The sequence below is a fragment of the Anabaena sp. UHCC 0204 genome (assembly GCF_009711975.1).
In the GTDB taxonomy this organism is placed as follows: domain Bacteria; phylum Cyanobacteriota; class Cyanobacteriia; order Cyanobacteriales; family Nostocaceae; genus Dolichospermum.
Genome location: NZ_VIKW01000015.1, coordinates 78,936 through 105,029 on the forward strand (window position 1 = coordinate 78,936; position 26,094 = coordinate 105,029).

The window sequence follows — 26,094 nt, forward strand, 5'->3', positions numbered from 1 at the left end:
AAATGTTAATTGATACAACTCTTTTATTAAACAGTCCAGAAATTATCCAAGGTTTATTAAATGGTTCAATGCAACGCTATGGTAGCGTTATTCGCTGGTCTGCTGGTACAGAAAAAGCAGGTCAAATTGTCCGCCATTTAGCAGAAACACCAGGACTAACTAACAAATTAGTAAATATTCCATTTTCCCCCGTGTTAGGAGGAATAGATGTTATAGGTCATGGATTAACCTATCATAAATTAATGGGAATTGAAAAAACCTTATCATCAGTGATGGGATTAACTCAAATAGCTGCTGGTGCAAGTGTTTTAAACCTGGGAGTAAGTATTGCTGGTTTTGCTTACATGGGTTATAAATTACATCAAATTCAAAACAAGTTAGGTCAAATTCAACAGTCAATGGAAGCAGGATTTGAACGACTAGAATCTGGCTTAAATAGAATTGAAAATCAATTAACCCAAGGTTTTAATAACTTAGGAAAAGGTTTAAATAGAATAGAAAACAAATTAGATATTATTTCTGGACAACTTGCCTATTTATATCTTTTAGTAGAAGATAATCGCCAAAAACAACAAAATTTAGCAAAAGCAATTTCTCATATTCAACAAGCAATGATAATTAAAGAAATTGCTTCTTTAAATGCCGAATTAAACGACAGAAAGCTATTCCCCAGTGAATCACCAAGAGAATGCTTAAAAGTTGCTAACAGAGTACGATTATTTTTATCAAATCAAGCGTTACAAATTTCCCCAGCATTAGACGCGGAATTAATGCTAAATACAGATATTGCTATTCAAGGTTGGGCGGTAGCAACAGCAACAGAAGCTAACTTATTATTAGAAATTGGACAACATCAAGAAGCTAGAGAATTACTATCTGTAGAAGTTGCCAAATTTCAACAAATAGCCCAAACTTGGGGAAACCAATTAATCAATGATGAAAACTCTTATTTATCTACAACTTATCGGTTTACACATTCTCGTTTTCAAGAACATATTACACTGGAACGAGTACAAAGAATCACCCAAATTTACCCCCAAGATTCTACATTATCACCTGAAGATATTCGCCGTAAAAAAACTAATATTGATGTAGAATTTCAAATGTCCTATAGTAATCAATGGGATGAAATCTGGACACATCGGCAAATAGCTATAGCTGAATATTTAGATACCCTCAGCGAACTTTTAGCCAGATTAGATAGTTTACAATCTTTTGCTGTTTTATGTGAAAGTGAAAATGTCAAAAGTAGTAAAGATATTCTTCCTAATGAAAATACACCACCTGGTTTGTATCTTTTACCTTATGAGGAGAAATCAAAATGACCATCATAGAAAGAATAAAATGTATTATTCCTTCATTCCTACTTATAGGAATTGGTATTTTAGAAATTAACTATCCTCACTTCATGGATAATTTTGATGATGGTTATACAGGGCGTGGTATATCAGGCTTTATAATGCTATTGTTCGAGTTATTTATCAAGTTTACATGGGGCAAGATAGAAGGGTTTATTGCAATTATTATAGGTATATTTCTCATAGTAATTTTCTTGTTGCCAGATTTTGAAACCAAAAATGAACAAACAGCAGAACAAACAGAAATAAATAATCAAAAAAAATCATTAACTAAATCTCTATCTTCAGCAGCATTTCGCGCTGGTAAATCTTACTTACAACGAAAATATGATCAGAAATGAAAACATGAAAATAAATTTCCCAACCATTACTTACAAACTTACTCATCGTCTAATTACACACCTTCAATAATCAAATAAATAAACTAGCGGGAACATGAAAATATTTACCTAAAAGAGTAAAAATAAACTCACCTATTTAGGAAATTTCACAACTACAGATTTTTACTTTTTAATCACTTTACCTGTAATAGATGCACCTAATATCTCTGATATCCAGACTTCAATGTTGCGGATGGGATGGGTGCTGATAGCTGTAAAATCGGGATGAATGATTGGCTCGACTAAAATTGTAAACATTCCCAAACGATTACCTGCTAAAACATCTGTAAACAAGCGATCGCCTACCATTCCCACTTGATGTGCAGGTAAATTCATCTCTCGTAACGCCGCTCTAATTTTCCGCCGGGAGGGCTTAGTCGCACCTAAATAGTAAGGTAAATTTAGAGAACGGGCAATACTACCAATTCTGGCTTCACTTAAATTATTACTAACTAACCACAGTGCTGTGCAAGTCCGTATCTCTTCTACCCATCGCTGTAGTGCAGGGGAAGCAGAACCCGCTCTAATTGGTACTAACGTATCATCAACATCTAACACCAGTCCTTTCAGCCCATATTGTTGGATCACATCTGGTGTCAGTTTCAAAACTGAACCCGCTAAAATCAAGTCAGGCTGTAAGAGATGGTTTCGAGTCATAATTTTGTATAGTTAACCCAAGTTGCTAGTTATCTAGTTAAGGCTGGTGATTGGTGATTGGTGACTTGCCCTGAGCGTAGCCGAAGGGTTGGTAATTGGTGATAATTGATAATTAGTAATAAAATGCCAGTTTTCATCCTGTACATCCTTAAATCCTGGACATCTTGATTCTGATAATTTATCTAACTAGCAACTTACATTATTACTTTTCCCCGTCTTGTAAAAACGGGGATTATAAACTAATGCTACAAGGAAGAATAATTATTCAACCTCATTAAAAAGATGTTCTTCTAAAAGGGGTTGGAACTGACGAAACTCTTCAGGAGAAAGTAATTCTGGCTCACCTGTCTTAGTAATCCTAGCGAAAAATAACAGGGGATCGAGAGGAGTATAAATTGCATACTCCTGTTCATCATGATAAAAAGTTGTAATTTCCAGTAGTTGCTCAGGCTCTAAACCGTTTTCTTCATCTTCAATTTCTAAAGTGAATAATTTTGATTCATCATCTTCAGGAGGCAACTCACCGGCTACAGTCAAAGCGTAAGCAGTATTTTTGAGAATTAGGTTTTGCTCAGAAAGAACAGCTTGAGCCGTACCAAAAATCTCGTCAATGATTTCATCATCTTCTACCAATACGGCTTCTTCTTCGTCGCCATCAACTTGCCAAGCAAAAATTTCTATGGGAGCATCTACTGGCAGAAGGAGAACATATTTTTCCCCATCAACTGAGAGCGTATGCTCAATATAACATTCTAGAGTTCGTTTTAGTTCATCTGTTAAGGTCAGAGAATTCCCGGAATCGTGATCTTCAGAAAGTGGAGAGGAAAACATAGCTGGATTATGTAACTTTAACAATATTTCAATTGCTACATAAATCCTAGACAAGTCTAGACATTTATTTCTTACTTCAACGGGAGCATGGGAGCATTTATCCCTCTGTAAGCTTACACGCTGTAGCCAAACGCGATTAATTAATTGCTCTTAAATATGGAAATCATTGAACCGTTAAACGACAGTCAATGTCAACCATAAATTCAGAGATGCAAGTAATAGTTTTTAGAATACCATGGGAAAACCAATCACTCATCAGTAATTGCTACTGATCTCTTTATCGAACTACGCCTAGCATCTAGCCATTGTTGTAAAATTAATGCCGCCGCCTTGCGGTCAATTAAACCCTTATTTCTAGATGGGGAGCGATTTTCAGCTATCAATAATTGTTCTGCCTGAAAAGAAGTTAATCGTTCATCCATATATTCCAAAGGAAGTTGGAGCGCACCAGCCAATCTAGCTGCAAATTTCTGCACATGACGGGCTTGAGTACCTATAGAACCATCCATTGAGTATGGTAAACCAACAATGAGAATTTGTACCTGTCGCTCATTCACTATTTGTTGAATTTGCTCTACATCTTCTATAAAAGACCTGCGCTCAATTGTCGTAATACCTGTAGCAATCAAACCAGTCCCATCACATCCCGCTAACCCAATGCGTTTACTACCAACATCCACACCCAAGGCGGAAATAAATAATTTTGATGACTGTTGAGAAATCACGCTATGGTTGCTCCTGGGAAGGCTCTATAGATGAGTCAGATGGGCAGGGTGTATCTATAGTAGGGTTTTTATAAGTGAAAGCCACATTTTCGGACTGAATGGGTATAACTTGTTCTTGCTGTACCTGCTGTGCTTGCTGCACCCATGACATCCCCCCTGGTATGGGCTTCCGCGCTGGTTGTAAGCCTTGTAACACTTCTTGCCACTGAATCCCTTCTAAAGAGACAAATTTTGACTCTCGTAGTTTATGCCAGACTGAGCGAGACATGATCAAGGTATGTTCTATCCGTTTAGCCCCAATCCGCTCTAAATATTCTTCCCTTTCTGGTTGATAGTCTGAAGAAGCTAATTGTAACCCTTGTTGCGGAAAATCTTGGGCAATGCGGGCTAATTGAGACAATAGTTCAGGATACAACCAAGTATAAGCCGGATGCACCGTAAGTGAAGCTACATGAGGATTTGTGCCTGTGCGGTCAAGCTGTACCTGAAAATAGCCAATGGCTGCTTTGCGCTGGGGTTCAAAGACATAGCCGCTCACAACTTCAATTTTAGTCATCCACTGCTTGAGTCCATCACTAATAGCCCCAAACAAAGTGGTTTTAAAGTCGTGGGTGTGACGATCAAATACTTGCCTTACCAAAGGAGGCATAGATGCTGTATCTAGTTGATATAGTAACTGAGCATCAGCGTTACTAACTGGTAATAGATTGGGTAAATCTGGTTCGGTTTGGATTAATTCAGCTAATAACTGGGGACTAATTTCCCAGTATGTCATTTCTGCCAGCCGTTGAAATCCATTGTGCCGATAAAGTGCTAAGGCATCAACATCATTGATATTAACTTCTAATATCCAAGTTCGCGCTTCTAAAATTGATTCAAAGCAATGCCGCAGCAGTTGTGAGCCTACTCCTAGCTTATCCCCAGTCGCTTCTAGCATCACTCTGTCAATGCGCCAAGTGCTGCGAGTCCGATTAAAGGGTGATACTTGAATCATTCCCAACAGTATCCTTCCCTGTTCGGCGACGTAGCCCCAAAAGCGGTACTGTAGTGGGTTGGGAAACCAACTTAAGAATTTGAGTAATCCATACCAACGTCGTAGCCATTGCATTTGACCCATGGCTTCACCAACTTCTTTGGGGGAAAGATGGGACAATGATTCTTGAGTTAAGCGATCAATTCCGTCCAAGTCCCTATGTTGAACTGGTCGGATTACAACGCTGAGGTTTCGAGGGAGTAGTGAAGTCATGTTGATTCAAGCCGCCATTTAACCTTTACAAAATGCGATTGGTGATGTAATTCTGGAATTATTTTAACGGCTTTTTGCTCTGAGGTCTTGCTACCAAAGAGTGATTTTCTTAACTAAATACGTAAAAAAATATAAAAAGCAGAAATCGTTAGTATGCCCTGCGGCTGAAAACAACAATATCTGCTTTTATTTTAGGTCAATTATCGTAAAAATGCTGTTAAATCTATAGACTTTGGCGAGAAGCGAATTTTTCAAAGTCAGCTTGGGTTTGATGAAGTAATTGTTGACGACTATCTTCTACAGTCTGTCTAAGGCTTGGAACTAAGTTGCGAGCTTGTAGTGTCATGTGTAGTTGTAAATGAGCAACATATTCACTAATATCTTGATTATTTACAGTTGCGCCCGTTAATACGTTTAATTCCATTGCCACTGTGTTCTCCTTTGTGAATTCAGAGTAATTGCTTGACCAAATCCGAACCTATCATATTTTTCACCTAGCTGCTGATTTTGCAATGAAGTGTAATGATTGGGGAAGAGGCAACATCCATGAATAAAGATAAAGCAGGAGTTAGAAGTCTTAGGGGCGAAGCATTCGGTGTAAGGGCGTTCGCGAAGCGTGCTGAAAGCATCAGCATTCGGAAAATAAACTTGGGAAAAAACCGATAATTAATCGCCCGAATGCTTCGCCCCTACTTTGTGTATAGGTTTAAATTTAGATTCTGTACCTCATTGATATGCAATCAGCATGAAACCCAAAAAATGCGTTGGGTGGCGTTGTCGCTTAACCCAACAAAGTAGAAAATGGACAAGGTATTGGCTGTAAATAACCTTATTTTTTACGAAATAGCAATTTTCTAATCTGCCCAAAGTGTATAAGTTTCCTGAAAAACCTCATCCCAACTTAAAGCAATAATATCTGGTTTTTTGCCCATTTCATCTCTAGCATCCTGTTTTGCAGACACAAAACACTTATCCCAAATTGACTTCAGAAAATCTCGATTGAGACTTGGCATTTCCTCTTGACTGGCAGTAATTTCTGCCCTAGCTGAACGAATAGAAATTACCCAACTAGCACTACGTTTTTCCGGTTGACATTTCCACTTAATTATATGCAACATCAATCGAGTTAATTGACTAATTACTGCTCTTTTTTCTGAGCGCCCCATTGACTCTGCTAAACTTTCTAAAATATGATCAACTTCTGTCATTTTTCCCTCCTGTAGTAATTGTTTTGCTTTCACTACAGCTAAATATGGCGATTGAAAAACCAGTTCATCATAAGGTACTGTCATGATTGATAACCTCCTTAGCTTGTTTTTCACCAAATCTTTAATCAAAGATGGTAATGTTTTAAAAACTTCGAGAAAAATATCTCTTTGTTATTAGATACAATCAGCAACAAGCTCTGCCTTAAGAGTATTGTAAATTTACAAATCAGTCAATAACCGTTATAATCTTACGCCTCATAGATAAATTATTTAGCAAGCCCTAAGTAAATTTGGACATAATTCCCAGCTATACATATAATATATGTATGCAAGTTGAATGGAATCCTGAAAAAGCTAAAAGCAATTTACAAAAACACGGAGTCAGTTTTTCGGATGCTGAGGCTGTGTTGTTCGATCCTTATGCACTTTCTTTTGAAGATCAATCAGCACAAGGTGAACAGCGATTTATTATTATGGGAATGGATCACCTTTGGCGGTTGCTGGTAGTAGTCTATACCTATCGAGGTGATAACATTCGCTTAATTTCTGCCCGTCCCGCTACTCCTAAGGAGAGACGTGAATATGAAACCGGAATATGATTTTGATCAAGCTAAACGGGGTGCGATTATCCCACAACAAGGTAAAACTCGTATTACCATCTATATTGATGATGATATTTTGGAAGCGTTTAGACAAAAAGGAGATGCTGAAGGGAAAGGTTATCAAACAATGATGAATCAAGCGTTACGAGAATATCTTGATCAAGCCAAACCCCCCTTAGATGAAGATACACTACGCCGAGTTTTTCAAGAAGAACTGCGGGCTGTAACTTTTGTTAGTTCAGTTTGATCTAAAGTTTGTAGTGAGGAATTTAATCCTAATTTAAGGGCTGAAGCCCTTACTAGCAAATAATTTCAAGATTTTTTATTACTTAGTGTTGATAAGATTTAGCTGCGTAACAGCTTACTTGTAGCAATGACCATTCAAGTGAGGTACAAGCAGTATTAATGAAACGCAGATGGACGCAGATAATTTTGTACTTCACCAGACTAGAAAACACTATATCATTCCATCACTGCTAGGACGGATTTTGGTAGTAGTTTTTCTTTAAACCAAATTATTCTGGCGGGAACATTATCTAGTTTTATACCGGCTTTTTCTAAGTTCAATCTTTCGGAAATTGCTAAAATTAAATTATCACAATTTGCTTTTCTGACTTGAGCGAATTTCTTTTGTAAATATTCTGGCCGCCAATAACCAACAATTTCTAATAAAAATGTCCGTCCGTCAGGATGAACTAGCCGAAAATCGGGAATCATTACGCTACCAGGAATGGCAATTAAATCAACTTCTCGCTCTAATATCCAACCACTTTTTAAAGCATCCCATTTACTAGCAAAAGATTCTTCTAACATACTATCATAAGGTTTACCTGGGGGATAGTGAGAGACTAATCCACATTCAGAATTCAGGGTAAAACGTCCTGTTTTCCATTCATTGGTGTAAAAATCACGGGTTTTTAAAGTTGCGGATAAACTCCATTTGGTAACATGAAGTAAGGCGGGAATTAGTTTGGCTATGGCTAAACCGTAACGGGTGCTGGGAGTAAATAAACTTGTGGGTCCATCTACACTAATTGTAAAACCATGATCGGCATCACCTTCAATATAAGCCATTAATTGAAATAGCTTTAAATAACGAAATAAGAGTTTATATTCTCCGGGAACATTGCGATGGGCATTTAATACTAATTGACTGGCTTTGTAAAAAACTCCTTGCACTTGAGATAAATTATAACGATGTAACACATCTTCTGGTTTAGGAGCTTCAAAAGCAGTTAAAATTTTATTTTCCGATAAATCGGCGTAAAGTCCATCTCGGATTTGAATTGGTAAAACTTCTTGGTTAAGTTCTTGACTTAAATCCTCGGCAATTTTGTTGAGTGTAATATCAGTTGATTCTCGACTAGAAACAGATTTTGCTGCTAAAGCAAATACCCTTGCTCTTAACATGGGTGGTTCGAGAGGACTAACTATTTCAAAGGTGCAAAAACCACTTTTGAGAATATAGGCTAAACCCCTTTTCATTCGGTAATCTGTTGTATCTCCTTCAAAGTCAGATAATTGACGTTCTAGTAAACCTTGAGTTTTTCCTACTGCTTCCTGAAAAAAACTAATTAAATCAGTAGCTAGACCCAAATGTTTATGATCAAGTTTCAGTCTTTTTGGGATAATTTCTTCGCCGTTTTGGCGGTGTATTAGTAGATCCGTTGGTAACATCTTTCTTTTCGGTTGAATAATTAATTTCTAATTGTTCGGCTGCTTTTAAGTCGCTTTTATTTTCCCTACTATAAATAACTTGTAAATTTGCTTTGTTGGGATTTTCTTCTTGGCTGTTATTTTCTCCTCTGCGTCTAGCAGAAGTTCTTTCCTCGCTGGTGTCTTCAGCTATGACTTCATATAAAATTGCTTGTTTATTTGCTATATTTCCTTTCCGTAATATTCTCCCCAAACGTTGAATATATTCCCTAGTTGAACCTGTACCTGATAAGATAATGGCGATACTGGCTGCGGGGACATCTACACCTTCATTAAGAACATTAGAAGCAACTAAACTAGTATATTCACCTTCCTTAAATTTAGTTAATATTTCATGCCTTTCTTTGACTGGTGTTTGATGAGTGATCGCGGGAATTAATAAATCTTGAGAAATGCGGTAAACTGTGGCATTATCAGCAGTAAAAATTAAGATCCTTTCGGAAGAATGTGTTGCTAATAGGTCTACAAGTACCCGAATTTTACCATCAGTTCCCAAAGCGATTTCTTTGGCTTGACGATGTGCTAACATGGCTCTGCGTCCAGGTTGCGATCGCGCACTCATTTGTACAAACATTTGCCAACCTTGAAGACTTCCTAAAGAAATTTTTGATTGCTTTAAAAAATCATTGCGCGTTTGAATTAATTGATTGTATTTCTCCCGTTCTAATTGGGATAATTTAACTTTAATTTGGACTATTTCATGGGCTGCTAAAGCCTTCCCAGCTAAATCTTCAGGGCGTTGACGATAAACTTCTTTACCAATGAGAATATCTAAATCAGTGTGTTTACCATCTGTGCGTTCTGGAGTTGCGGAAAGTCCTAAGCGATAAGGTGCGATCGCATATTCAGCAATAACTCGGTTAAAATCCGTAGGTAAGTGGTGACATTCGTCAAAAATTATCAAGGCATATTTATTACCCAAACTTTCTGCGTGAATGGCCGCACTATCATAGGTAGCAACTAAAATTGCTGTTCTATCCCGTGAACCACCCCCCAGTAAACCCACTTCTCCATCAGGAAAAGCCGCTACTAAGTGAGCATACCACTGGTGCATTAAGTCCAAGGTTGGGACTACAATTAACGTTGTCCGTGGTGTAGCTTGCATGGCCATTTGTGCCAAATAAGTCTTACCTGCGGCTGTAGGCAAAACAACTACCCCCTGTCGTCCCGCCAGTTTCCAAGCTGCTAATGCCTCATTTTGGTGGGGATAGGGTGTCATTTCCAAACTAGCAACCAACTCTAGGGGATAAAAAGCCTTGGCTTCATCAATAAACTCTGTTGCTTCTGCTTGGAGGGCTTCGACTAAAGAACGGTATCTAATCGCAGGAATCCGGAATTTTTCGACTCTATCATCCCAAGTTGCATAGTCTATCCAAGTTTTACTTCGTGGTGGTGGGTGTAAAATTAACGTACCACGATCAAAAGTTAAAGTCGGGTGACGAACCATTTATTTTCTCTCGATACGGTTACACTGATTTAACTACTCATAACGCAAAACGGGCATGATGACTAATATTAATGCTGTCAGAACCCAGCTAGAGGCAATTGTTGGTCCAGAAGTATTCGACTTCGAGACAAATGAAAATTTTGCTGAATCCTATAGAGAACAGCGCAAAGTTTTCCTGCTTAGTCGGATGAAATTACAAGCCAAATTGATGATCATTATTGGCTTAACATTAACTGCTTTTTTTGTCTGGGTAAATGAAGGCATACCTCAAAAAATACACGCTTTTAAAATTGGCTTATTAATTGAGTTTTTTATTATTCTTTGTTGGTTTTTGTGCAAAAATCCCCTAGCACGTCGTTACCCACAGATGATTTTTTTAAGTTTATGTTGGTCAGCAACTTGTGCTATCCAAATTGATACAGCTATATTATTTAATTATGTTGAGCCACTCACAAATATTTGGAACTTGATGTTTATTACCCAAGCAACAATTATCCCTGTTCAATGGCGGATACATTTAATATCACAAGTAGGAACAATTGTTTGTTATTTAGGATTATGTGTAGTATATAGACCTACTTTTAAATTCCCCATAGCTCATTATATAGAACAAGGAATATATTTATTTTGGACGGCGATCATTTGTGTTTTTTCAGTTTATTTATATGAGAAACTCAAGAAAAAAGAATTTCGTGCTAAACGAGAATTAGAAATAGCCCAAGAACAATCAGAAAAACTATTATTAAATATTTTACCTGCGGTAATTGCAAAACAGTTAAAACTGCAACCAACTACTATTGCCGACATTTTTCATGAAGTGACAGTATTATTTGCGGATATCGTCGGTTTTACCGAATTATCAAGTCATACATCACCACCGGAATTAGTAGAATTATTAAATCAAATATTTTGTTTATTTGACGAATTAGCAGAACGTCACGGAATCGAAAAAATTAAGACAATTGGTGATGCTTATATGGCTGTGGCTGGTTTACCTAATTATCAGAGTGATCATGCTTTAGCGATCGCCAATATGGCATTGGATATGCAAAAAGCTATGATTGAGTTTAATCAACAAAATAATTTATCTTTTCAAATTCGTGTGGGTATTAGCACAGGTCCCGTAGTCGCAGGGGTGATTGGTTTAAAGAAATTTGCCTATGATTTGTGGGGTGATACGGTGAATACAGCCAGTAGAATGGAATCCCACGGTATACCTGATAATATCCAGATTTGTGAAGCTACTTATCAATTATTAAAAGATAAATATCTGTTGGAAAAACGGGGGTTGATTAAAATTAAAGGGAAAGGAGAAATGATGACCTATTTACTACATGGAAGGAAGATGTCAGACATAGGTTAATGTCAATAATTTAATAATTCATTCAAATCCCCGATTTCTTTAAGAAGTCGGGGATATATTCAATTGAGAGTTTGATATTTAATGAACTTGAATTTTCAAAACTACTTTACTAACAAATGTTTCTAAAGATCGCCAAGTGAATAGTTTACGTCTAATTTCCTCAATTATTGTCGGTTCTTTGATTGTAGAAACCTGTTCATCTAATAGCAAATTTATCACTCTCCCATTGTTATATTCAAATTCAAACACTAACTCACCGCTAACACTATCAGGAACTTGAATTAATTGCAGGTATTGAGTGATTTGAGAAATCATTTGTTGAGTTAAGCCTGTAATACTTACTATTTGTAAACGAGAAACAAGTGCATTACTTCCCGGTAAATATTGTGATTCTTCTAACTCAATTTCTAGTTCATCAGGTTGATTTTTTGGTGATGGAGATAGAGAATCATAACTACTAATGATAGCTCCCAAATCACTAAACTCATCATCCGAGCTAATACTCTCTGATTGCAGCCAATTTCTACTTTCTTCTCTCTTAGGAGCAGAAATAGACGGAGCGGGTGCAGGTGGAATATTAGCCATTATACTTCTTGTTCTAGTTAAAAACTCAGGTGTCTCAGATTGAGCTACTTTTTTGGACGTAGCATTACCAAATATACCTTGATGGCTAATACCTTGTGGCATTTCTACTGGTACTTGTAGAGATAAAGAATCTTGGAGAGGATTAACTCTCACATCATCACTAACAGCAACAAAGGCAGTATATTGGGATAATAACTGATAAGTTAATGCCGTATTTGTCACAGCTTCTACACCTGCTTTGGTGTCACCACTAACCATTTGATTCATTAAATCTTTAATGCGATAACGTCCCCAAAGTTGAGCAATACCAGGATTTCCTGTAATATCAAAGTTCAAATTAAAAGTTTGTTGATGGTATTTACCACCAGCAGTCATACTAGTAATATGCAATTTTCCAGCCAGACAATCTGGTTTACGTCCAAATAATATTAATGGCTGTTCTGCAAATAAATCTGGTGGTGTTAATGGATAAATAATTGGTGATTCTCCATCACCTTCCCATTGCAATTGAATGTTAGTCAAAACGGGATTATTAATTTGTTGGTAGAATTTTTCTACTACTTCATTAACTGGTTCATCGTGACGAATAATCCGCGCTATTCCTCTACCTATTTCGGCAATTCTATTCAATAAGAAACGATTTATAGAACTACCTGCACCAAAACTATGTAAACGAGTTCCCGGTTGAAGATGGCGTTGTACTTCTGCTAAAATTTGGTTTTCATTACCGATATAACCATCTGTTAATAACACTATTGTTCTTAACCTACTAAAATCTGTAACTGGGAAATTTAAGACTTTGCGAATACCTGGTAACATTTCTGTTCCCCCACCTGCATTTAAGCGATTAATATAATTAATTGCTGCTGTACGATTTTGGGGAGTATTATTTAAAGGAATCGGTGAAAGTTGCTGTGTAGTGTCAGCAAAATCAATGATGCTAAATGTATCTTGGGGATTAAGTCCATTGATAAATTGACGCATTAATTCTTGACATTGATTTAATGGTGCGCCATGTTGAGAACCAGATGTATCAATTAAAAAGATGACATCTTTAGGAACTAATTGATCTGGTTGATATTGAAGTGCAGGAATTAGATATAAAGCGAAATGTCCACCTCTTTCATCAGCTTGGATATGTACACTAGCTTGAGTATTTTTAGTAGCTATTTGGTAGCGGAGAATTAAGTCTTTGTTGGGTATTGTATCTCCACCTGCTAGTTTTATTTCTGCTATTTGTTTGTTGCGGGTAATTTGAATATGGTGAGAGGGTGAACTAATATCCTGAATTTCTACGCCGGCGTTAATTTCTACCGTGACATTAATATCATGGCGGGAGCGTTTTCCTACTGGGAGAACAGGAGCATTTAAACGGGAAGCATCTGGAACTAAATCGGTATCTTGATTGAGAGTCATGGGTGCAGATGCAGAACCACCAATAACTGTATTTTCCTCAATAGTGATACCGGGAATGTAACGGGGTCCAACTACCATTGGAAAGACAAATTCATAATTTCCACTCTCGAATTTGAGGCTTTCAGTGTAGCGAATGATGACATCAATTTGTTCACCGGGTTTGATGTTAGCGAGGGATTGGGTGAAAATATTGTCTCGTTCTTGTTCTAGAAGTCCTGCGGTGCGTCCTTCCCGTTTAGCTTGCTCGTATATTTGCTGTGCTTCTTGGCGTTTTTTGATACTGCCTTGAATTGTGCGATCGCCTATCTTGATCAACATATCATCAACAGCAGCTTCATCGGGTAAGGGAAAAATATATGTAGCTTCTAAGGTAGTTGTAAAGGGGTTTTCAAAGCTTTGGGTAACTTCTACCCGCGAGATATTACCATTAACTTTAGCTTTAACTTCGGTGTGTTTGAGGGGAAAAGCGATCGCTTGCTGGTTAAGGTTTTGAATGTATAAACCACTGGTTTGAGTTTCTAAGTTGCGAGTCATAGTCTTTACCTGTCGCTATTGTTTGTATGTCTCTAGCGTAGGTTGGTTTTGTGGGGAGATATGCTCAGTTTTATGCTCAGTTGCTGCTCACTGGTAGGTTCAGGGTTATTAATTTTCAATAATTAGTCAAACAAATCTATTATAATTAATTCATCAATTATGATTTTCTACATAATTATGCAAAATACCTTTATTCCGGAAGAAGAAGTAACTTTTTTTGAAGAAAGTGAAGATCAAGATATTAATTCGGATTCTTCTATAAATTACAAATCACAATTAGAAGAAATCTCAGAAGTTGTTGTAGTAGGAACTGACTGGACAACAGCAACAATATTTGATCAAATGGTTCGTGAGAATATACAGTTAAATCCCAAATTTCAGAGAAGAGATGCCTGGAATATAACTCGTAAAAGCAGGTTTATAGAATCACTGATGCTTGGGTTTCCTGTTCCACAAATAGTATTAGCAGCTAATCAAAAAGAACGTGGCAAGTTTATAGTTCTTGATGGTAAACAACGGTTACTCACAATCCTACAATTTTATGGTAGCAGTGAAACTTCAAATAATGGTTTTGCGTTGAAAGATTTGGAATTTAGAACTGATCTAAATGGATACACTTATGAGAATATAGAAAATAATATTTCCTTCCGAATGGAACAAAATGCTCTTGATAATCAAACTATTCGTACCATATTAATTCGGAATTGGAAAAGCGAAAATTTTCTCTATAAAGTATTTCTACGGTTGAATGTAGAAAGCACTCCTTTATCTCCTCAAGAACTCAGACAAGCACTGCATCCAGGTGAGTTCATTAATTTTTTAGATGATCAATCTATTAAAAGCCAGGCTCTTAAAAAAATATTCAAATCTAAAAACCCTGATTTTCGGATGCGTGACGTTGATTTGTTATTGCGTTATGTAGGATTCCATTATTTTCTGTCTGAATATCGTGGTAATCTGAAATATTTTTTAGATATGACTTGTGAAAGACTTAATGAAGATTGGGAGAAATTACATAATGATATTGAAAATGTAGTAAACGAATTTGAGAAAGCAGTGCAAACAACCATTCATATCTTTGGAGAAAAAAATTTTTCTCGGCAATGGTTAAGCAACAATAAATACAAAGGACATTTTAATAGAGCCATCTTAGATGTAATGGCTTTTTATTTTTCTGATGAAATCATCAGACAATCTGCTGAAGAACATAAACAAGCAGTTGAAGAGGCGTTTAAAAAATTATGTTCATCAAATAGACAATTTAGAGAAGGTATTGAACGAACAACTAATAATACTCGTGAAACTTACAATCGTTTGAGATTATGGGGAGAAAGTCTTTTAGAAGTTTTAGAAATAGAGTTTAATCTACCTGAGCTTGTTGATAATCGGATTATTTTCAATGGTTTGAGGTAGGTTATAAAAATGCCTAAATCTAATAGATTTCGTATTTTAAACCAGGAATTAAGTAGGCTTAAAAAGCAATTAATTCCAAAACCTAGTTTCACAGGTTTATATTCTGATAGACAGCTAACTAGAACTGTTGCATACCGAGTTTTAGCTCATGCGGAAATTGAATCTTATCTTGAAGATCGAGCTTGGGAAGTTGTTCAAAATGCCAAAAATATTTGGGATAATACAGGTAAGATTAATCTTACTTTAATATGTTTACTTGGTTTTTCTGGATTAACTATGGATGCACCACCAGAAACACTGAGTCCAAAAAAAGGAAATAAAACTGTTAAAGATGAACAAATCAAAATCCAGAAAAAAATAGATTTAGCTTTGGCAAATTTTAAGAGGATTATTAATGAAAATCATGGACTCAAAGAAAAAAATCTTCTAGCTTTACTTTTACCTATAGGGCTAGATATCAAGGATTTAGATACTTCGTGGCTTGTTACTATGAACACATTTGGAGAAAATAGAGGTGAAGTAGCTCATAAATCTGCTAGTTTTTATAGTATTATTCAACCAATAAATCCCGTAGATGAAGTAAATATGGTTAAGCAAATTATTCAGGATCTTCTCAAAATAGATGAGTTAATGAATCTGTTGATGAAATAAATATTAATTAATATTATTTTCTACCCTATAATTAATTCTGATCTCAAAATATATGTCCAATTCTCTTAAAGCATCACCCACAGGATTAGAAATTGTTGATAAAGCCCGTCAGCGGTTAGGATGGACTAAAACCAGCACTGCAAGATGGTGGCAAGATGCTCATACTTCTAAGGCTACTTTACGACGATTTTGGCAAGGCGATCACATTCAGAAAGAAATCTTCATCGCTATCTGTCAAGCTGTGGGAATTAGCAATTGGGAAACTATCACAGATTTAACTGATATTAATACAGATAATTCTACACCCTATATAGATTGGGATGAAGCGCCTAATGTAGAAAGTTTTTATGGTAGAAATCAGGAATTATTAAAATTAGACAAATGGATTAAAAATGGTTGTAAATTAATCAATATTACGGGAATTGCTGGTATTGGTAAAACTTCCCTTGTGTTAGCTTTAGTAGATCAGATTCAGTCTCAGTTTAATTGTTTAATTTGGAAATCTATTGATAATATCTTCTCAGTTAGTGATTTATTAGCTAATTTATTAAATCAGTTTAATTTACCTCTTACTGCTGATATTAATGCTGCTAGTTATCAAATTATCAATTATCTTCAAAAGCATCGCTGTTTAATAGTTTTAGATGGCATAGATAATATTAGTGAAAATTTAGAATTAAATAAATTTATCCAACAATTAAGCCTTCATCGTCATCAAAGTTGTATAATTACAACCAGTCGCAAAAAACAAAATAATACAGAAATCAATCCCAAAATAGTTGCTAATCTGGCTTTAAATGGGTTATCAAAAACCGAAGCTTTAGAATTATTAAATTCACGGGGATTTACAGGAAAAGAATTAGGAATATCTGCCTTAATTCAACTTTATCGCGGTAATCCTTTAGGCTTAAAACTGGTAACACCGTTAATTCAATCTATGTTTTCTGGTAATGTAGCGGCATTTATTAATCAGAATACCTTAATTGTAGGCGATCGCTTGCGTATTGTCCTCAAACAACAATTAGAAAACCTCTCAGAATTAGAACAAGAAATTATTTACTGGTTAGCAATTTGGCAAGAACCAATATCTTTTGCTCGCTTGCAAACTCACTTAATTGTATCTATTGATCCTGCTAAAGTTTTTACAGAAATTATCGAATTAGAACAAAAATCACTTTTAGAAAAGTGGGTAAATGATTATGAACCTTCCTTTACATTGCAACCATTAATAATGAAAATAGTCACAGATGAATTAGTTGAAAATGCAACTCATGAAATAAAAAAATGTACAGAAAATCAAGATATTAGTTATTTAAAAATATTGCGAAATCATTGGTTATTACGCCCAGGGACAGATGATATTGCTGGAGAAAAAATTATCAAGCAATTGCGAGAAAGTTTATTCCGGATTTATGGTGCAAATTTACCCCAAATATTAAAACAAATTTTATTACTTTTAGATAACAAATCCCCCTTAGTAATTGGTTATATTGGGTGTAATGTTATAGCTTTGGAAAATTTCAATTAATAAAATCTAGATATAGGTAATTTTTCAGAAATTGTCAAACTCAATATGATTATACTTAGAATAGGGAGTATAATTATATCATAAGTCTACAAGCTGAATATTTACACATTTTCCTGCTCAAATTAAGTTATGATAATTTTTAGTTGCTTCTGATACGGCATTTTTATAGACATCCAGAGATAATAATTAGATATTCAATCAATCTTCACTACCATCTGACACAAAATTAGCAATTAGTCTTAGTTGACAACTAATGACTAATAACCAATAACTAATGACTAATTAGGTTTTGTTCTGATGATAAATACTTACACCACTCAAGAGTTAATTCAAATTTTGGCAACCGAACGCCAAGCCTGTTTAAAAGGGGAACGTTTAAAATTAGAAGTAACAGTTTCTGGTAATCCACTTATAGACCAGTTTATCAGAACTGATGGATTACAAAGATTTACTGCTTATCAAGATTTTAAGTCTTCCATTCACGAATATCAAAGAGCAAATCAAGTCTCTGGAATTATTTGGAAAGATATAACAGTCAAGGGTAATACTCTTCATTATCCAGAAATTAATAATGAATTGATAGCTTTAGAAAATGACTTAGAAATATTAAAAAGTGCCAAAAATTCAATTTTAGATTTTTGGTATCTAACAACAGTAGATATGGATTTATATTTGAGTTTTAGTAATGGTAAACAACATGATAGAATTACTAAAATAGATGTCGAGAGAATTGCTCAAATAACAGAATGGGCAACTTTATTAAAATGGGAAAATCCCAATTTTTTAGAACTTATTTTACAATTAGGTTGGGGACAACCAGAAGAAGCTGCTTATAAACGGGGAAGGCCACTAGCTGGGAGTGATTTTATTCATGCCGTCAATCCGGGTTATTATCCTATAGGATAGTATCAATCAGGATTTAAGAAAGTTCGTGAAAACAGATACCATATTTTATCGTCTATTTCAAAGTTTTCCCAGCGTCTTCTTTGAACTTATTAATCAACCCACAGAAACCGCTAATACTTACCAATTTTCATCCGTTGAAGTTAAACAACTAGCTTTTCGTATTGACGGCGTATTTATTCCCAAGGGTAATGCAGCATCATTACCTATCTACTTCCTAGAAGTTCAATTTCAACCCGATAAAAAAATATACTCTCGGTTTCTTGCTGAAACATTCCTTTACCTTGATAAAACTCAACTTACGAACAATTGGCGAGGTGTTCTAGTTTATCCTACCCGTAGCATAGATATAGGGGAAACAGAAAGATATATTGAATTACTGGCATCTGGACGCATACAATGTATATATCTCGATGAACTAGACTCGACAACAGAAGTCTCTATTGGCGTTGAAACTGTTAAATTATTAATAGAACCGGAGTCAGGTACAGCCACAAAAGCTAAGGAGTTAATCAATCTCGCTAGACAACAAATAACCTCAGCCATTACCCAAAGAGAATTTATCGAATTGATAGAAACAATAGTTATTTACAAATTTCCCCAAAAAAATCGGCAGGAGATTGAGCAAATGTTAGGATTAAGTGAATTAAAGAAAACAAAAGTTTATCAAGAAGCTAAGTTAGAAGGCAAACTAGAAGGTAAGTTAGAAGGTAAATTAGAAGGTAAATTAGAAGGCAAACTAGAAGGCAAATTAGAAGCTATTCCTTTTATGTTGAGCTTAGGTGCAAATGTAGAACAAATAGCAGAAGCATTAAGTTTGGATATCGAGTTAGTTCGATTAGTAGCTAAGAATGGGTAATGGATAATAATAAATAGTGAAAAAGGGAGAAGAAAAATATATTTCTCTCCCTAATTTATAACATCAGAAAAATCTAAATTTTGCCGATGTTATGCAGTCCTAAAATAATACCTGCGCCTAAAATATGCCCAAAGGAAGTAGTTGCTAATACCGCAGGTAAACCAAAACCACCAAAAAATTGAGGTGCTGGTAATTCTGGTTTAGCGTTAGGATGCTGAATAGTAAATTTACCGACAGCAATAGCAAAGATATTGGCAATAATCATAATTATGCCAACAGTAGGACTCCATTCTAGAGGTGGGATAGTGGTAGCGGTAGCGATTAAGGTTGAAGTTAACATTTCAATTACTCCTGATATTTTTGAATGCTTGACAATATAATCTGAATATTGACAAAAAAAAATCTATATAATTGCTTACTTTGTCACAAATTTTAACAGTTGTTTTCAATCTATAATATAAACAAGTGCTGTACTGAATAGAAAATTTTCATATTTGCTGTTTTAATACTTATGGTGTCCGAAAATGCTAGTGATTGCTAAGATAAGAGTAATTATTTCCTGAATTGATCATGTCCTCAACTCTTGATTCCTTACCACCCGCATTAAATAAAATTGTCCAACGCTTTCAACGGGCTACAGAACCAAAAAGACGCTATGAGCAGTTAATATGGTATGCTCAGAAGCTACAAACATTTCCAGAAGCTGAGAAACTGCCAGAAAACAAAGTTCCTGGTTGCGTTTCTCAGGTATTTGTTACAGCTTCATTAGAAGATGGTAAAGTGATGTTTCAGGGTGATTCTGATTCTCAATTAACTAAGGGATTATTAGCATTATTGATCGAAGGATTAAATGGATCAACACCTACAGAAATAGTCCAACTTACTCCTGATTTTATTCAAGAAACTGGTTTAAATGTGAGTTTGACACCTTCTCGCGCTAATGGTTTTTACAACATTTTTAAAACTATGCAGAAAAAAGCTTTGGAATGTAAGTTAGAAAGTTAAGAGATTAGGAGATTAGGGATTAGAGCATGGGTAAAGTTGTTTTATGACTAACTTAATCAGATGTCTACTAATTTATTAACAAATCCTGCTGTTGGTGCATTTGGTGGCAAAGTACAGGAATATTTTTGGCAATGGGAAAACCAACAGTTACGAGTGGTTTATGAAACCATTGGTCAAGGTTCACCAATTTTGCTATTACCGGCTTTTAGCAGCGTTTCTACAAGGGAAGAAATGGGAGATTTAGCACGATTACTTGCACCCCATTTTCAAGTCACTGTTATAGACTGGCCTGGGTTTGGGGAATCTTCTCGACTTAGTTTAGATTATAGACCAGTCATATATCAGCAATTTTTAGCAGATTTTGCAAAATCTGTGTTTAATACGGCAATTTTCGTAATTGGTGCTGGCCACGCTGCTGGTTATATTCTCCAGTTGGCTTTGAAAGAACCGCAGATATTTGCCAAAATTGTCTTAGTCGCACCAACTTGGCGGGGTCCTTTACCAACAATGGGCGCAAGTCAGCAAATTGCAGCTATGGTAAGGGGAATAATTAGATTTCCCATTATTGGTCAATTACTGTATAAACTCAACACTACTCCATCATTTTTAAGTTGGATGTATAGTCGTCACGTTTTTACGAATATGGCAAAACTTACACCCAATTTTATCACTAAAAAATGGCAAAGTACCCAGCAACCGGGGGCGAGATTTGCTTCAGCGGCTTTTGTGACAGGTAATATAGATACATTTCGGACTCAATCTGAATTTCTCTCTTTAGTTCAATCCTTGTCTATACCCATTATGGCTATCCTTGGCGCATCTAGTCCTCCCAAATCACGCCAAGAAATGGACGCATTAGCAGCTTTACCAAATGTAGACAGTGTAGTTGTTCCCGGTTCTCTAGGACTCCATGAAGAATTCCCCGTGGAAGTTTTTGAAGCTATATTGCCATTTTTAAAGGTTGTTTAAAAAGCAAAAAGTATCAATTGCAATAATTTAAAATGCGGGATTATGTTCATAATCCCAACATTTATTATCACGCCAAACTCTATCTGTTGCTTCACAGTTTTCCTGGTCTTTAATGCCAGGAATTGATGTAGGGTGAATAGTGTTTAAGCTGGATGTAACATAAGAGATCAGAAAAGAACCTGTAAAGAAACCACAAAATATTAATGTTCCAAAAAAAAACGTAAAGCTGACAAATTTAACAGCAGCTACAACAGAAATAGTCCGTTTTTTTCCATAAGGTTTATAGCGCATACATTACCTCAAAATGGTGTTTGTGGCAGATCACACCCTGGGAATGTTTACGCGCTGATAATATAAACTTGCAAAATTATTTATAGCAGAATGTGATGGGTATTTCTGTTAGCTAATAGACAAAGCTAAATTTTAGAGAAAGAAACCTGCAATATCGGTTTTTAATATTCCTCAATTGTCTCGATTTATTGTGGTGCGGGTCTCTTGCTCGCTAATTTCATACCAACTTCATCAAATCTTTACACAAATTTTACGTCTTATGACGGTGCAAACCACTGACTTAAAGCAATTACAACTGATTCATCAGTATATTTAAGTATGTTTTTTCTGTAAAGATAGTCTTAAACTATTGACCTCGCTGATGGTGGTATGAAAATATATTTTCAGTGAAGGTACTCAGACAAGCTCGGTGGCCAAATCACCGCAATCAGTTCTCAAAATATATTAATAGGTGGTTTTTAACTATAAAAAGTTTATATCGAATCGCACTTGTGAGTATCTACACTGTCAATATTCACTTTTTTAGAGTAGGACTTACGCAAGTGTCACACCAAAAATCTGTTGTAGGGTGCGTCAGATATCAAGAATCTGTTTATTTGCAGGATTTATGCAGTCTGACGCACCCTACCAATGTAACAGTTGCGTCAGTCCTGGAGAGACTGGATCTGATAGAGGCTTTGTGGTGTGGGTCTCTTGCTCGCTAATTTCATGCTAACTTCATCAAATCTTTACACAAATTTTACGTCTTATTGCGGTGCAAACCACTGACTTGGAGCAATTACAACTGATTCGTCAGTATATTGAATTATGTTTTTTCTGTGAAGATAGTCTTAAACTCTTGACCTTGCTTGATGCTGGTATGAAAATATGTTGTTAGTTAAGGTACTCAGATCAGCGGTATGTAAAATTACCGTAGTTGAATTCTAAATATATTGATAGGTAGTCTTTACCTGTTTAATACTATCAACATTTACTTTTTCAGGAGATAAGAATCATGCCCATATCGAATTTGATCAAGAAGTTATCAATAAGTCTGATTGGAGCAACAGTCCTTGGTTTAGGAACATCAAATGCAGCACAGGCCACTTCTTTTTTCGTTTCTACTAACGACGGGAAAGTTGGTACTGTAGATCAAGCAACAGGAGTATTTACTCAAATTGCTAGTGGTCCAGTATTTACTGATATAGCTTTATCTAATTCAGAAGAGATTTTTGGGGTGACTTTTAGTCAACTGTATAAAGTTAACCAAACCACAAGTACATCCTCACTAATTGGTAATTTGGGTGTATCAAATATGAATGGGCTAGGATTTACTACTAGCAACACACTCTATGGAACTGGTGGTTCTAGGTTTTACAGCGTTAATACCTCAACAGGTGCAGCCTCTTTAGTATCTAATATCTCTGGATTTAGTAGCAGTGGTGATATAGTGTACGACCCTGTAAATAATAGATTTCTAGCTACATCAGCAGGTGATAGCTTGTGGTCTATTGGTTTAAATGGTATAGCTAACAAGATTGGAGATATTGGTTTTGGTGATGTCTATGGTTTAGCTTTTGATGACGATGGGACTTTATATGGTTACACTGCTAATAGACAGCAGATAGTTATTAATCCAACAACAGGATCAGGTACATTTAATCAAAATGTTACTGGTATTTCTAGTCAGATATTTGGTTCTGCATCACTGCCATCAACAGGACCAAGCACTTCTGTACCTGAACCTGCTTCTGTATTAGGTTTGTTTGCCTTTGGTGCAATAGGTGCAGGTTCTTTGCTTAAACGTAAGCAGCAACAACAAGCGACGGTAAAAGCATAATCGTCCAATCTCCTATTCCTCTATTTCGCGCCAGTTACTACAACTGAGGAAGCCAAAAATTCACCTATTTTACAACAACAAAAAACCGGGAAACTGAAATGCCCCCGGTTTTTTGTTGTCAAGGTATAGTCTAGCTATACCCTAATTTATTGCTGAGAAAGATTAAACTTTAGCAGCCGCTCTCATTACCAATTCGCCTTTAGTATACTTAGCAGCAAAATCTTCTAAAGAAACTTGCTTAATCTTGCTTGCGTTACCAGCAGTACCAAATTGTACATAACGGTCAGCACAAACCTTTTGCATATATTTAATAGAAGGCTTGAGGAAGTGACGAGGATCGAATTCCTTGGGATTAGCAGCCAAAGCTTCACGCACAGCAGCGGTGATAGCCAAACGGTTATCGGTGTCAATATTTACTTTACGAACACCACTCTTGATACCTTTTTGAATTTCTTCTACAGGTACACCGTAGGTTTCAGGGATAGCACCACCAAATTGGTTAATCAGTGCAATCAAATCTTCAGGTACAGAAGAAGAACCGTGCATTACCAAGTGGGTGTTAGGTAGACGGCGGTGAATTTCTTCAATGCGGCTGATAGCCAAAATTTCACCAGTGGGTTTGCGGGTAAACTTATAAGCACCGTGGCTAGTACCGATAGCAACAGCCAAAGCATCTACTTGAGTTGCTTCTACGAAGCTAACAGCTTCATCAGGGTCAGTTAACAGTTGAGAATGGTCTAGTGTACCTTCAAAACCGTGACCATCTTCAGCTTCACCAGCACCGGTTTCTAAAGAACCTAAGCAACCTAGTTCACCTTCAACACTCACACCCAAAGAGTGAGCTACATTCACTACTTCGCTGGTAACTTTAACGTTATACTCAAAACTTGCTGGGGTTTTAGCGTCAGCTTCCAAAGAACCATCCATCATGACGCTGGTGAAGTTGTTCTTAATTGCTGAGTAGCAGGTAGAAGGAGCATTACCATGATCTTGGTGCATGACAATGGGAATCTCTGGATAGGTTTCTACCGCAGCCAAAATCAGGTGACGGAGGAAGTTTTCCCCTGCATAGTTACGAGCGCCGCGAGAAGCTTGTAAGATTACGGGGCTATCTGTATCAGCCGCCGCCTTCATGATTGCCTGAATCTGCTCTAAATTATTAACGTTAAAAGCTGGAATGCCGTAACCGTTTTCAGCAGCGTGATCCAAAAGCAACCGCATTGGTACAAGCGCCATATATATTCCTCCTAATTTGGGTATCAGCTAGTCAGTTTAATAGAAGCGTAATCTTTATTTTAATGTAATTTTTACGCTAATCTTAAGAGTTTTTTCAACTTCTTATAGGAAATTATAACCAGTAGCGGGTGCTTATGTTTAAAAACTTTGCAGGCTTACCATATCAAGATAATCTATGGTTTGTCAGTATTGCCGTTATTTTTACTACTGTTAGCTAAGTGGTTTTAGTAAGTTTAGATACAGAGTTAGGACTTACGCATTGACAGGAATAACTAAATATGGCGGATGAGTTTCATGTATGGAAAGGTGATTTTTGGGCGATGATGGGCGATCGCTAGATGATCCAAAATGTAAAAGATGGTTTTGTCTAGATTTTGCATATTAGGTACTGAAATTTATTCTTTTTAGGTGCGATCGCTCTTACCTCAATTCCCATAATTTCATCCATGTATATACAATACTATTCTACCGATTCCTGACTATCCCCAAATCCTTGACGGGCAAAGATTTCAATCATCTCGCTGCGAGTTAAATTATTTGTTGCTGCTAATTCATCCAACTTTGCCCAAGCGGTATCTGTAAGCCGGATAGACCGCAACTTTTTAGACTCAGAACCATAATCAGCCTCAAATTTGCCCCCTGGTGTCCGCTTACGTCTGGGTGATTTATGCCTTGTTCCTGAATACTTATCACCATGTATATCTATTTTGTTACTGGTGATTAAATTAACTAGATTATCAATCAAGCGATCGCTCTCCATTGGTAAAATATCTCGACCATGCAACATATCCTGAATAATCTTAAAATGCACTAAAGTACCCATAAAAATCCTTGCAGCCACCGCTGCATCAGGTAATTGCAATTCTGGATGCGCCGCAAAATATTGGGTAATTGTATCTAAACCAGTTTTATCTACATTGCGAACAAAAACCTGCGCTAATGAGGGAAAACGCCCAGATTCGGCAATAATCAACCTTACAAAACTCAATAATTCCTGTGAACAACCAATACTATTTAAAATATTGTTAGCAATCCGACGCAGAACTATTTCCGGTTCTCCTGCGAGAAATTGCGGATCTTGGGGGTTAAAAACTGCCAAATATTTTTTCTGCACTAATTTTTCAATCAGCGCCGTAAATAATCCTTCCTTATCTTGAAAGTAGCTATATACCGTTGTTTTCGACACTCCTGCGGCTGCTGTCACCTTATCCATCGTTGTCGCTGCGTAACCATTTGCCAAAAATTCCTGCATTGCACCAGCCAAGATAGCATCAACTTTTTCTACTAACAGCAATCTTTCTACAGGAATTTCTTCAACTTCCTTATTCTTTTTTCGCATATAAGATTAATTA

The 26,094-nt window shown here is 36.3% G+C and carries 26 protein-coding genes; 13 read left to right on the forward strand and 13 right to left on the reverse strand.

Annotated elements, in window-relative coordinates; genetic code table 11:
• Positions 1-2: 2 nt before the first annotated feature.
• The gene (locus tag FJR04_RS14105) at positions 3-1,325 is read left to right on the forward strand and encodes a hypothetical protein (RefSeq protein WP_168495850.1); all 1,323 of its coding nucleotides are present in this window, start codon (positions 3-5) and stop codon (positions 1,323-1,325) included.
• A complete protein-coding gene (locus FJR04_RS14110) occupies positions 1,322-1,699 on the forward strand; it encodes a hypothetical protein (protein WP_168495775.1) in 378 nt (125 codons plus the stop codon). The genes FJR04_RS14105 and FJR04_RS14110 overlap by 4 nt, the downstream gene beginning before the upstream one ends.
• A gap of 162 nt (positions 1,700-1,861) precedes the next feature.
• Here FJR04_RS14110 and FJR04_RS14115 read toward each other — a convergent pair whose 3' ends face one another.
• From FJR04_RS14115 to FJR04_RS14140, 6 genes are all read right to left on the reverse strand, one after another.
• Positions 1,862-2,395, reverse strand: coding sequence for a YqeG family HAD IIIA-type phosphatase (locus FJR04_RS14115; protein WP_168495777.1), 534 nt, complete (start codon positions 2,393-2,395; stop codon positions 1,862-1,864).
• A gap of 261 nt (positions 2,396-2,656) precedes the next feature.
• Positions 2,657-3,226 carry a DUF3727 domain-containing protein gene (locus tag FJR04_RS14120; RefSeq protein WP_168495779.1) on the reverse strand — a complete coding sequence of 190 codons (570 nt, stop codon included), beginning with the start codon at positions 3,224-3,226 and terminating at the stop codon, positions 2,657-2,659.
• A 248-nt stretch (positions 3,227-3,474) separates the two neighbouring features.
• Positions 3,475-3,951 (reverse strand): Holliday junction resolvase RuvX, encoded by a 477-nt coding sequence (gene ruvX / locus FJR04_RS14125; RefSeq protein WP_168495781.1) that lies wholly within the window; start codon positions 3,949-3,951, stop codon positions 3,475-3,477.
• Position 3,952: 1 nt separating this feature from the next.
• On the reverse strand, positions 3,953-5,197 hold the full coding sequence (locus FJR04_RS14130) for a GNAT family N-acetyltransferase (protein ID WP_168495783.1): 1,245 nt from the start codon (positions 5,195-5,197) through the stop codon (positions 3,953-3,955).
• A gap of 223 nt (positions 5,198-5,420) precedes the next feature.
• Positions 5,421-5,621: a hypothetical protein gene (locus tag FJR04_RS14135; RefSeq protein WP_168495852.1), complete on the reverse strand. Its 201-nt coding sequence runs from the start codon at positions 5,619-5,621 to the stop codon at positions 5,421-5,423.
• Positions 5,622-6,051: 430 nt separating this feature from the next.
• Positions 6,052-6,489, reverse strand: a complete 438-nt coding sequence (locus FJR04_RS14140; protein ID WP_168495785.1) for a DUF29 domain-containing protein — start codon at positions 6,487-6,489, stop codon at positions 6,052-6,054.
• 242 nt (positions 6,490-6,731) lie between these two features.
• On the opposite strand from FJR04_RS14140, the gene FJR04_RS14145 reads away from it, so the two are divergent.
• Both FJR04_RS14145 and FJR04_RS14150 read left to right on the forward strand, forming a co-directional pair.
• Positions 6,732-7,004, forward strand: a complete 273-nt coding sequence (locus tag FJR04_RS14145; protein WP_168495787.1) for a BrnT family toxin — start codon at positions 6,732-6,734, stop codon at positions 7,002-7,004.
• Positions 6,988-7,254, forward strand: coding sequence for a BrnA antitoxin family protein (locus FJR04_RS14150; protein ID WP_168495789.1), 267 nt, complete (start codon positions 6,988-6,990; stop codon positions 7,252-7,254). Before FJR04_RS14145 ends, FJR04_RS14150 begins: the two co-directional genes overlap by 17 nt.
• Before the next feature lie 215 nt (positions 7,255-7,469).
• Here the strand turns inward: FJR04_RS14150 and FJR04_RS14155 are convergent, their stop codons facing one another.
• Both FJR04_RS14155 and FJR04_RS14160 read right to left on the reverse strand, forming a co-directional pair.
• Complete coding sequence (locus tag FJR04_RS14155; protein ID WP_168495791.1) at positions 7,470-8,684, reverse strand: DUF790 family protein; 1,215 nt, start codon at positions 8,682-8,684, stop codon at positions 7,470-7,472.
• Positions 8,614-10,170, reverse strand: a complete 1,557-nt coding sequence (locus FJR04_RS14160; protein WP_168495793.1) for a DEAD/DEAH box helicase — start codon at positions 10,168-10,170, stop codon at positions 8,614-8,616. Before FJR04_RS14160 ends, FJR04_RS14155 begins: the two co-directional genes overlap by 71 nt.
• A 55-nt stretch (positions 10,171-10,225) precedes the next feature.
• Between FJR04_RS14160 and FJR04_RS14165 the strand changes: the two genes are divergently transcribed.
• Positions 10,226-11,533: an adenylate cyclase gene (locus tag FJR04_RS14165; protein ID WP_168495795.1), complete on the forward strand. Its 1,308-nt coding sequence runs from the start codon at positions 10,226-10,228 to the stop codon at positions 11,531-11,533.
• Between the two features lie 78 nt (positions 11,534-11,611).
• On the opposite strand, the gene FJR04_RS14170 is transcribed toward FJR04_RS14165, so the two are convergent.
• Positions 11,612-14,068, reverse strand: a complete 2,457-nt coding sequence (locus tag FJR04_RS14170; protein ID WP_168495797.1) for a VIT domain-containing protein — start codon at positions 14,066-14,068, stop codon at positions 11,612-11,614.
• A gap of 177 nt (positions 14,069-14,245) precedes the next feature.
• Between FJR04_RS14170 and FJR04_RS14175 the strand changes: the two genes are divergently transcribed.
• The 5 genes from FJR04_RS14175 to FJR04_RS14195 all read left to right on the forward strand — a co-directional run bounded on the left by FJR04_RS14175 (position 14,246) and on the right by FJR04_RS14195 (position 19,422).
• A complete protein-coding gene (locus tag FJR04_RS14175) occupies positions 14,246-15,481 on the forward strand; it encodes a DUF262 domain-containing protein (protein WP_168495799.1) in 1,236 nt (411 codons plus the stop codon).
• A 9-nt stretch (positions 15,482-15,490) separates the two neighbouring features.
• Positions 15,491-16,132, forward strand: coding sequence for a HEPN domain-containing protein (locus FJR04_RS14180; RefSeq protein WP_168495801.1), 642 nt, complete (start codon positions 15,491-15,493; stop codon positions 16,130-16,132).
• 52 nt (positions 16,133-16,184) lie between these two features.
• Positions 16,185-17,660: an NB-ARC domain-containing protein gene (locus FJR04_RS14185; protein WP_168495803.1), complete on the forward strand. Its 1,476-nt coding sequence runs from the start codon at positions 16,185-16,187 to the stop codon at positions 17,658-17,660.
• 297 nt (positions 17,661-17,957) lie between these two features.
• Entirely contained in the window at positions 17,958-18,566 is a 609-nt protein-coding gene (locus FJR04_RS14190) for a hypothetical protein (RefSeq protein ID WP_168495805.1), read from the forward strand.
• Between the two features lie 25 nt (positions 18,567-18,591).
• Positions 18,592-19,422, forward strand: coding sequence for an Rpn family recombination-promoting nuclease/putative transposase (locus FJR04_RS14195; protein WP_168495807.1), 831 nt, complete (start codon positions 18,592-18,594; stop codon positions 19,420-19,422).
• A gap of 73 nt (positions 19,423-19,495) precedes the next feature.
• Here the strand turns inward: FJR04_RS14195 and psaK are convergent, their stop codons facing one another.
• A complete protein-coding gene (psaK, locus tag FJR04_RS14200; protein ID WP_168495809.1) occupies positions 19,496-19,762 on the reverse strand; it encodes a photosystem I reaction center subunit PsaK in 267 nt (88 codons plus the stop codon).
• A gap of 230 nt (positions 19,763-19,992) precedes the next feature.
• Here psaK and FJR04_RS14205 point away from each other — a divergent pair, with 230 nt between their 5' ends.
• Positions 19,993-20,427 carry a SufE family protein gene (locus FJR04_RS14205; protein WP_168495811.1) on the forward strand — a complete coding sequence of 145 codons (435 nt, stop codon included), beginning with the start codon at positions 19,993-19,995 and terminating at the stop codon, positions 20,425-20,427.
• A gap of 60 nt (positions 20,428-20,487) precedes the next feature.
• A complete protein-coding gene (locus FJR04_RS14210; protein ID WP_168495813.1) occupies positions 20,488-21,396 on the forward strand; it encodes an alpha/beta fold hydrolase in 909 nt (302 codons plus the stop codon).
• 27 nt (positions 21,397-21,423) lie between these two features.
• Here the strand turns inward: FJR04_RS14210 and FJR04_RS14215 are convergent, their stop codons facing one another.
• Positions 21,424-21,687, reverse strand: coding sequence for a hypothetical protein (locus tag FJR04_RS14215; RefSeq protein ID WP_168495815.1), 264 nt, complete (start codon positions 21,685-21,687; stop codon positions 21,424-21,426).
• 994 nt (positions 21,688-22,681) lie between these two features.
• Here FJR04_RS14215 and FJR04_RS26200 point away from each other — a divergent pair.
• On the forward strand, positions 22,682-23,506 hold the full coding sequence (locus tag FJR04_RS26200) for a PEP-CTERM sorting domain-containing protein (RefSeq protein WP_168495817.1): 825 nt from the start codon (positions 22,682-22,684) through the stop codon (positions 23,504-23,506).
• A gap of 162 nt (positions 23,507-23,668) precedes the next feature.
• On the opposite strand, the gene fba is transcribed toward FJR04_RS26200, so the two are convergent.
• Entirely contained in the window at positions 23,669-24,742 is a 1,074-nt protein-coding gene (gene fba / locus FJR04_RS14225) for a class II fructose-bisphosphate aldolase (RefSeq protein ID WP_168495819.1), read from the reverse strand.
• A gap of 460 nt (positions 24,743-25,202) precedes the next feature.
• Positions 25,203-26,081: a TetR/AcrR family transcriptional regulator gene (locus FJR04_RS14230; RefSeq protein WP_168495821.1), complete on the reverse strand. Its 879-nt coding sequence runs from the start codon at positions 26,079-26,081 to the stop codon at positions 25,203-25,205.
• Positions 26,082-26,094: the final 13 nt, after the last annotated feature.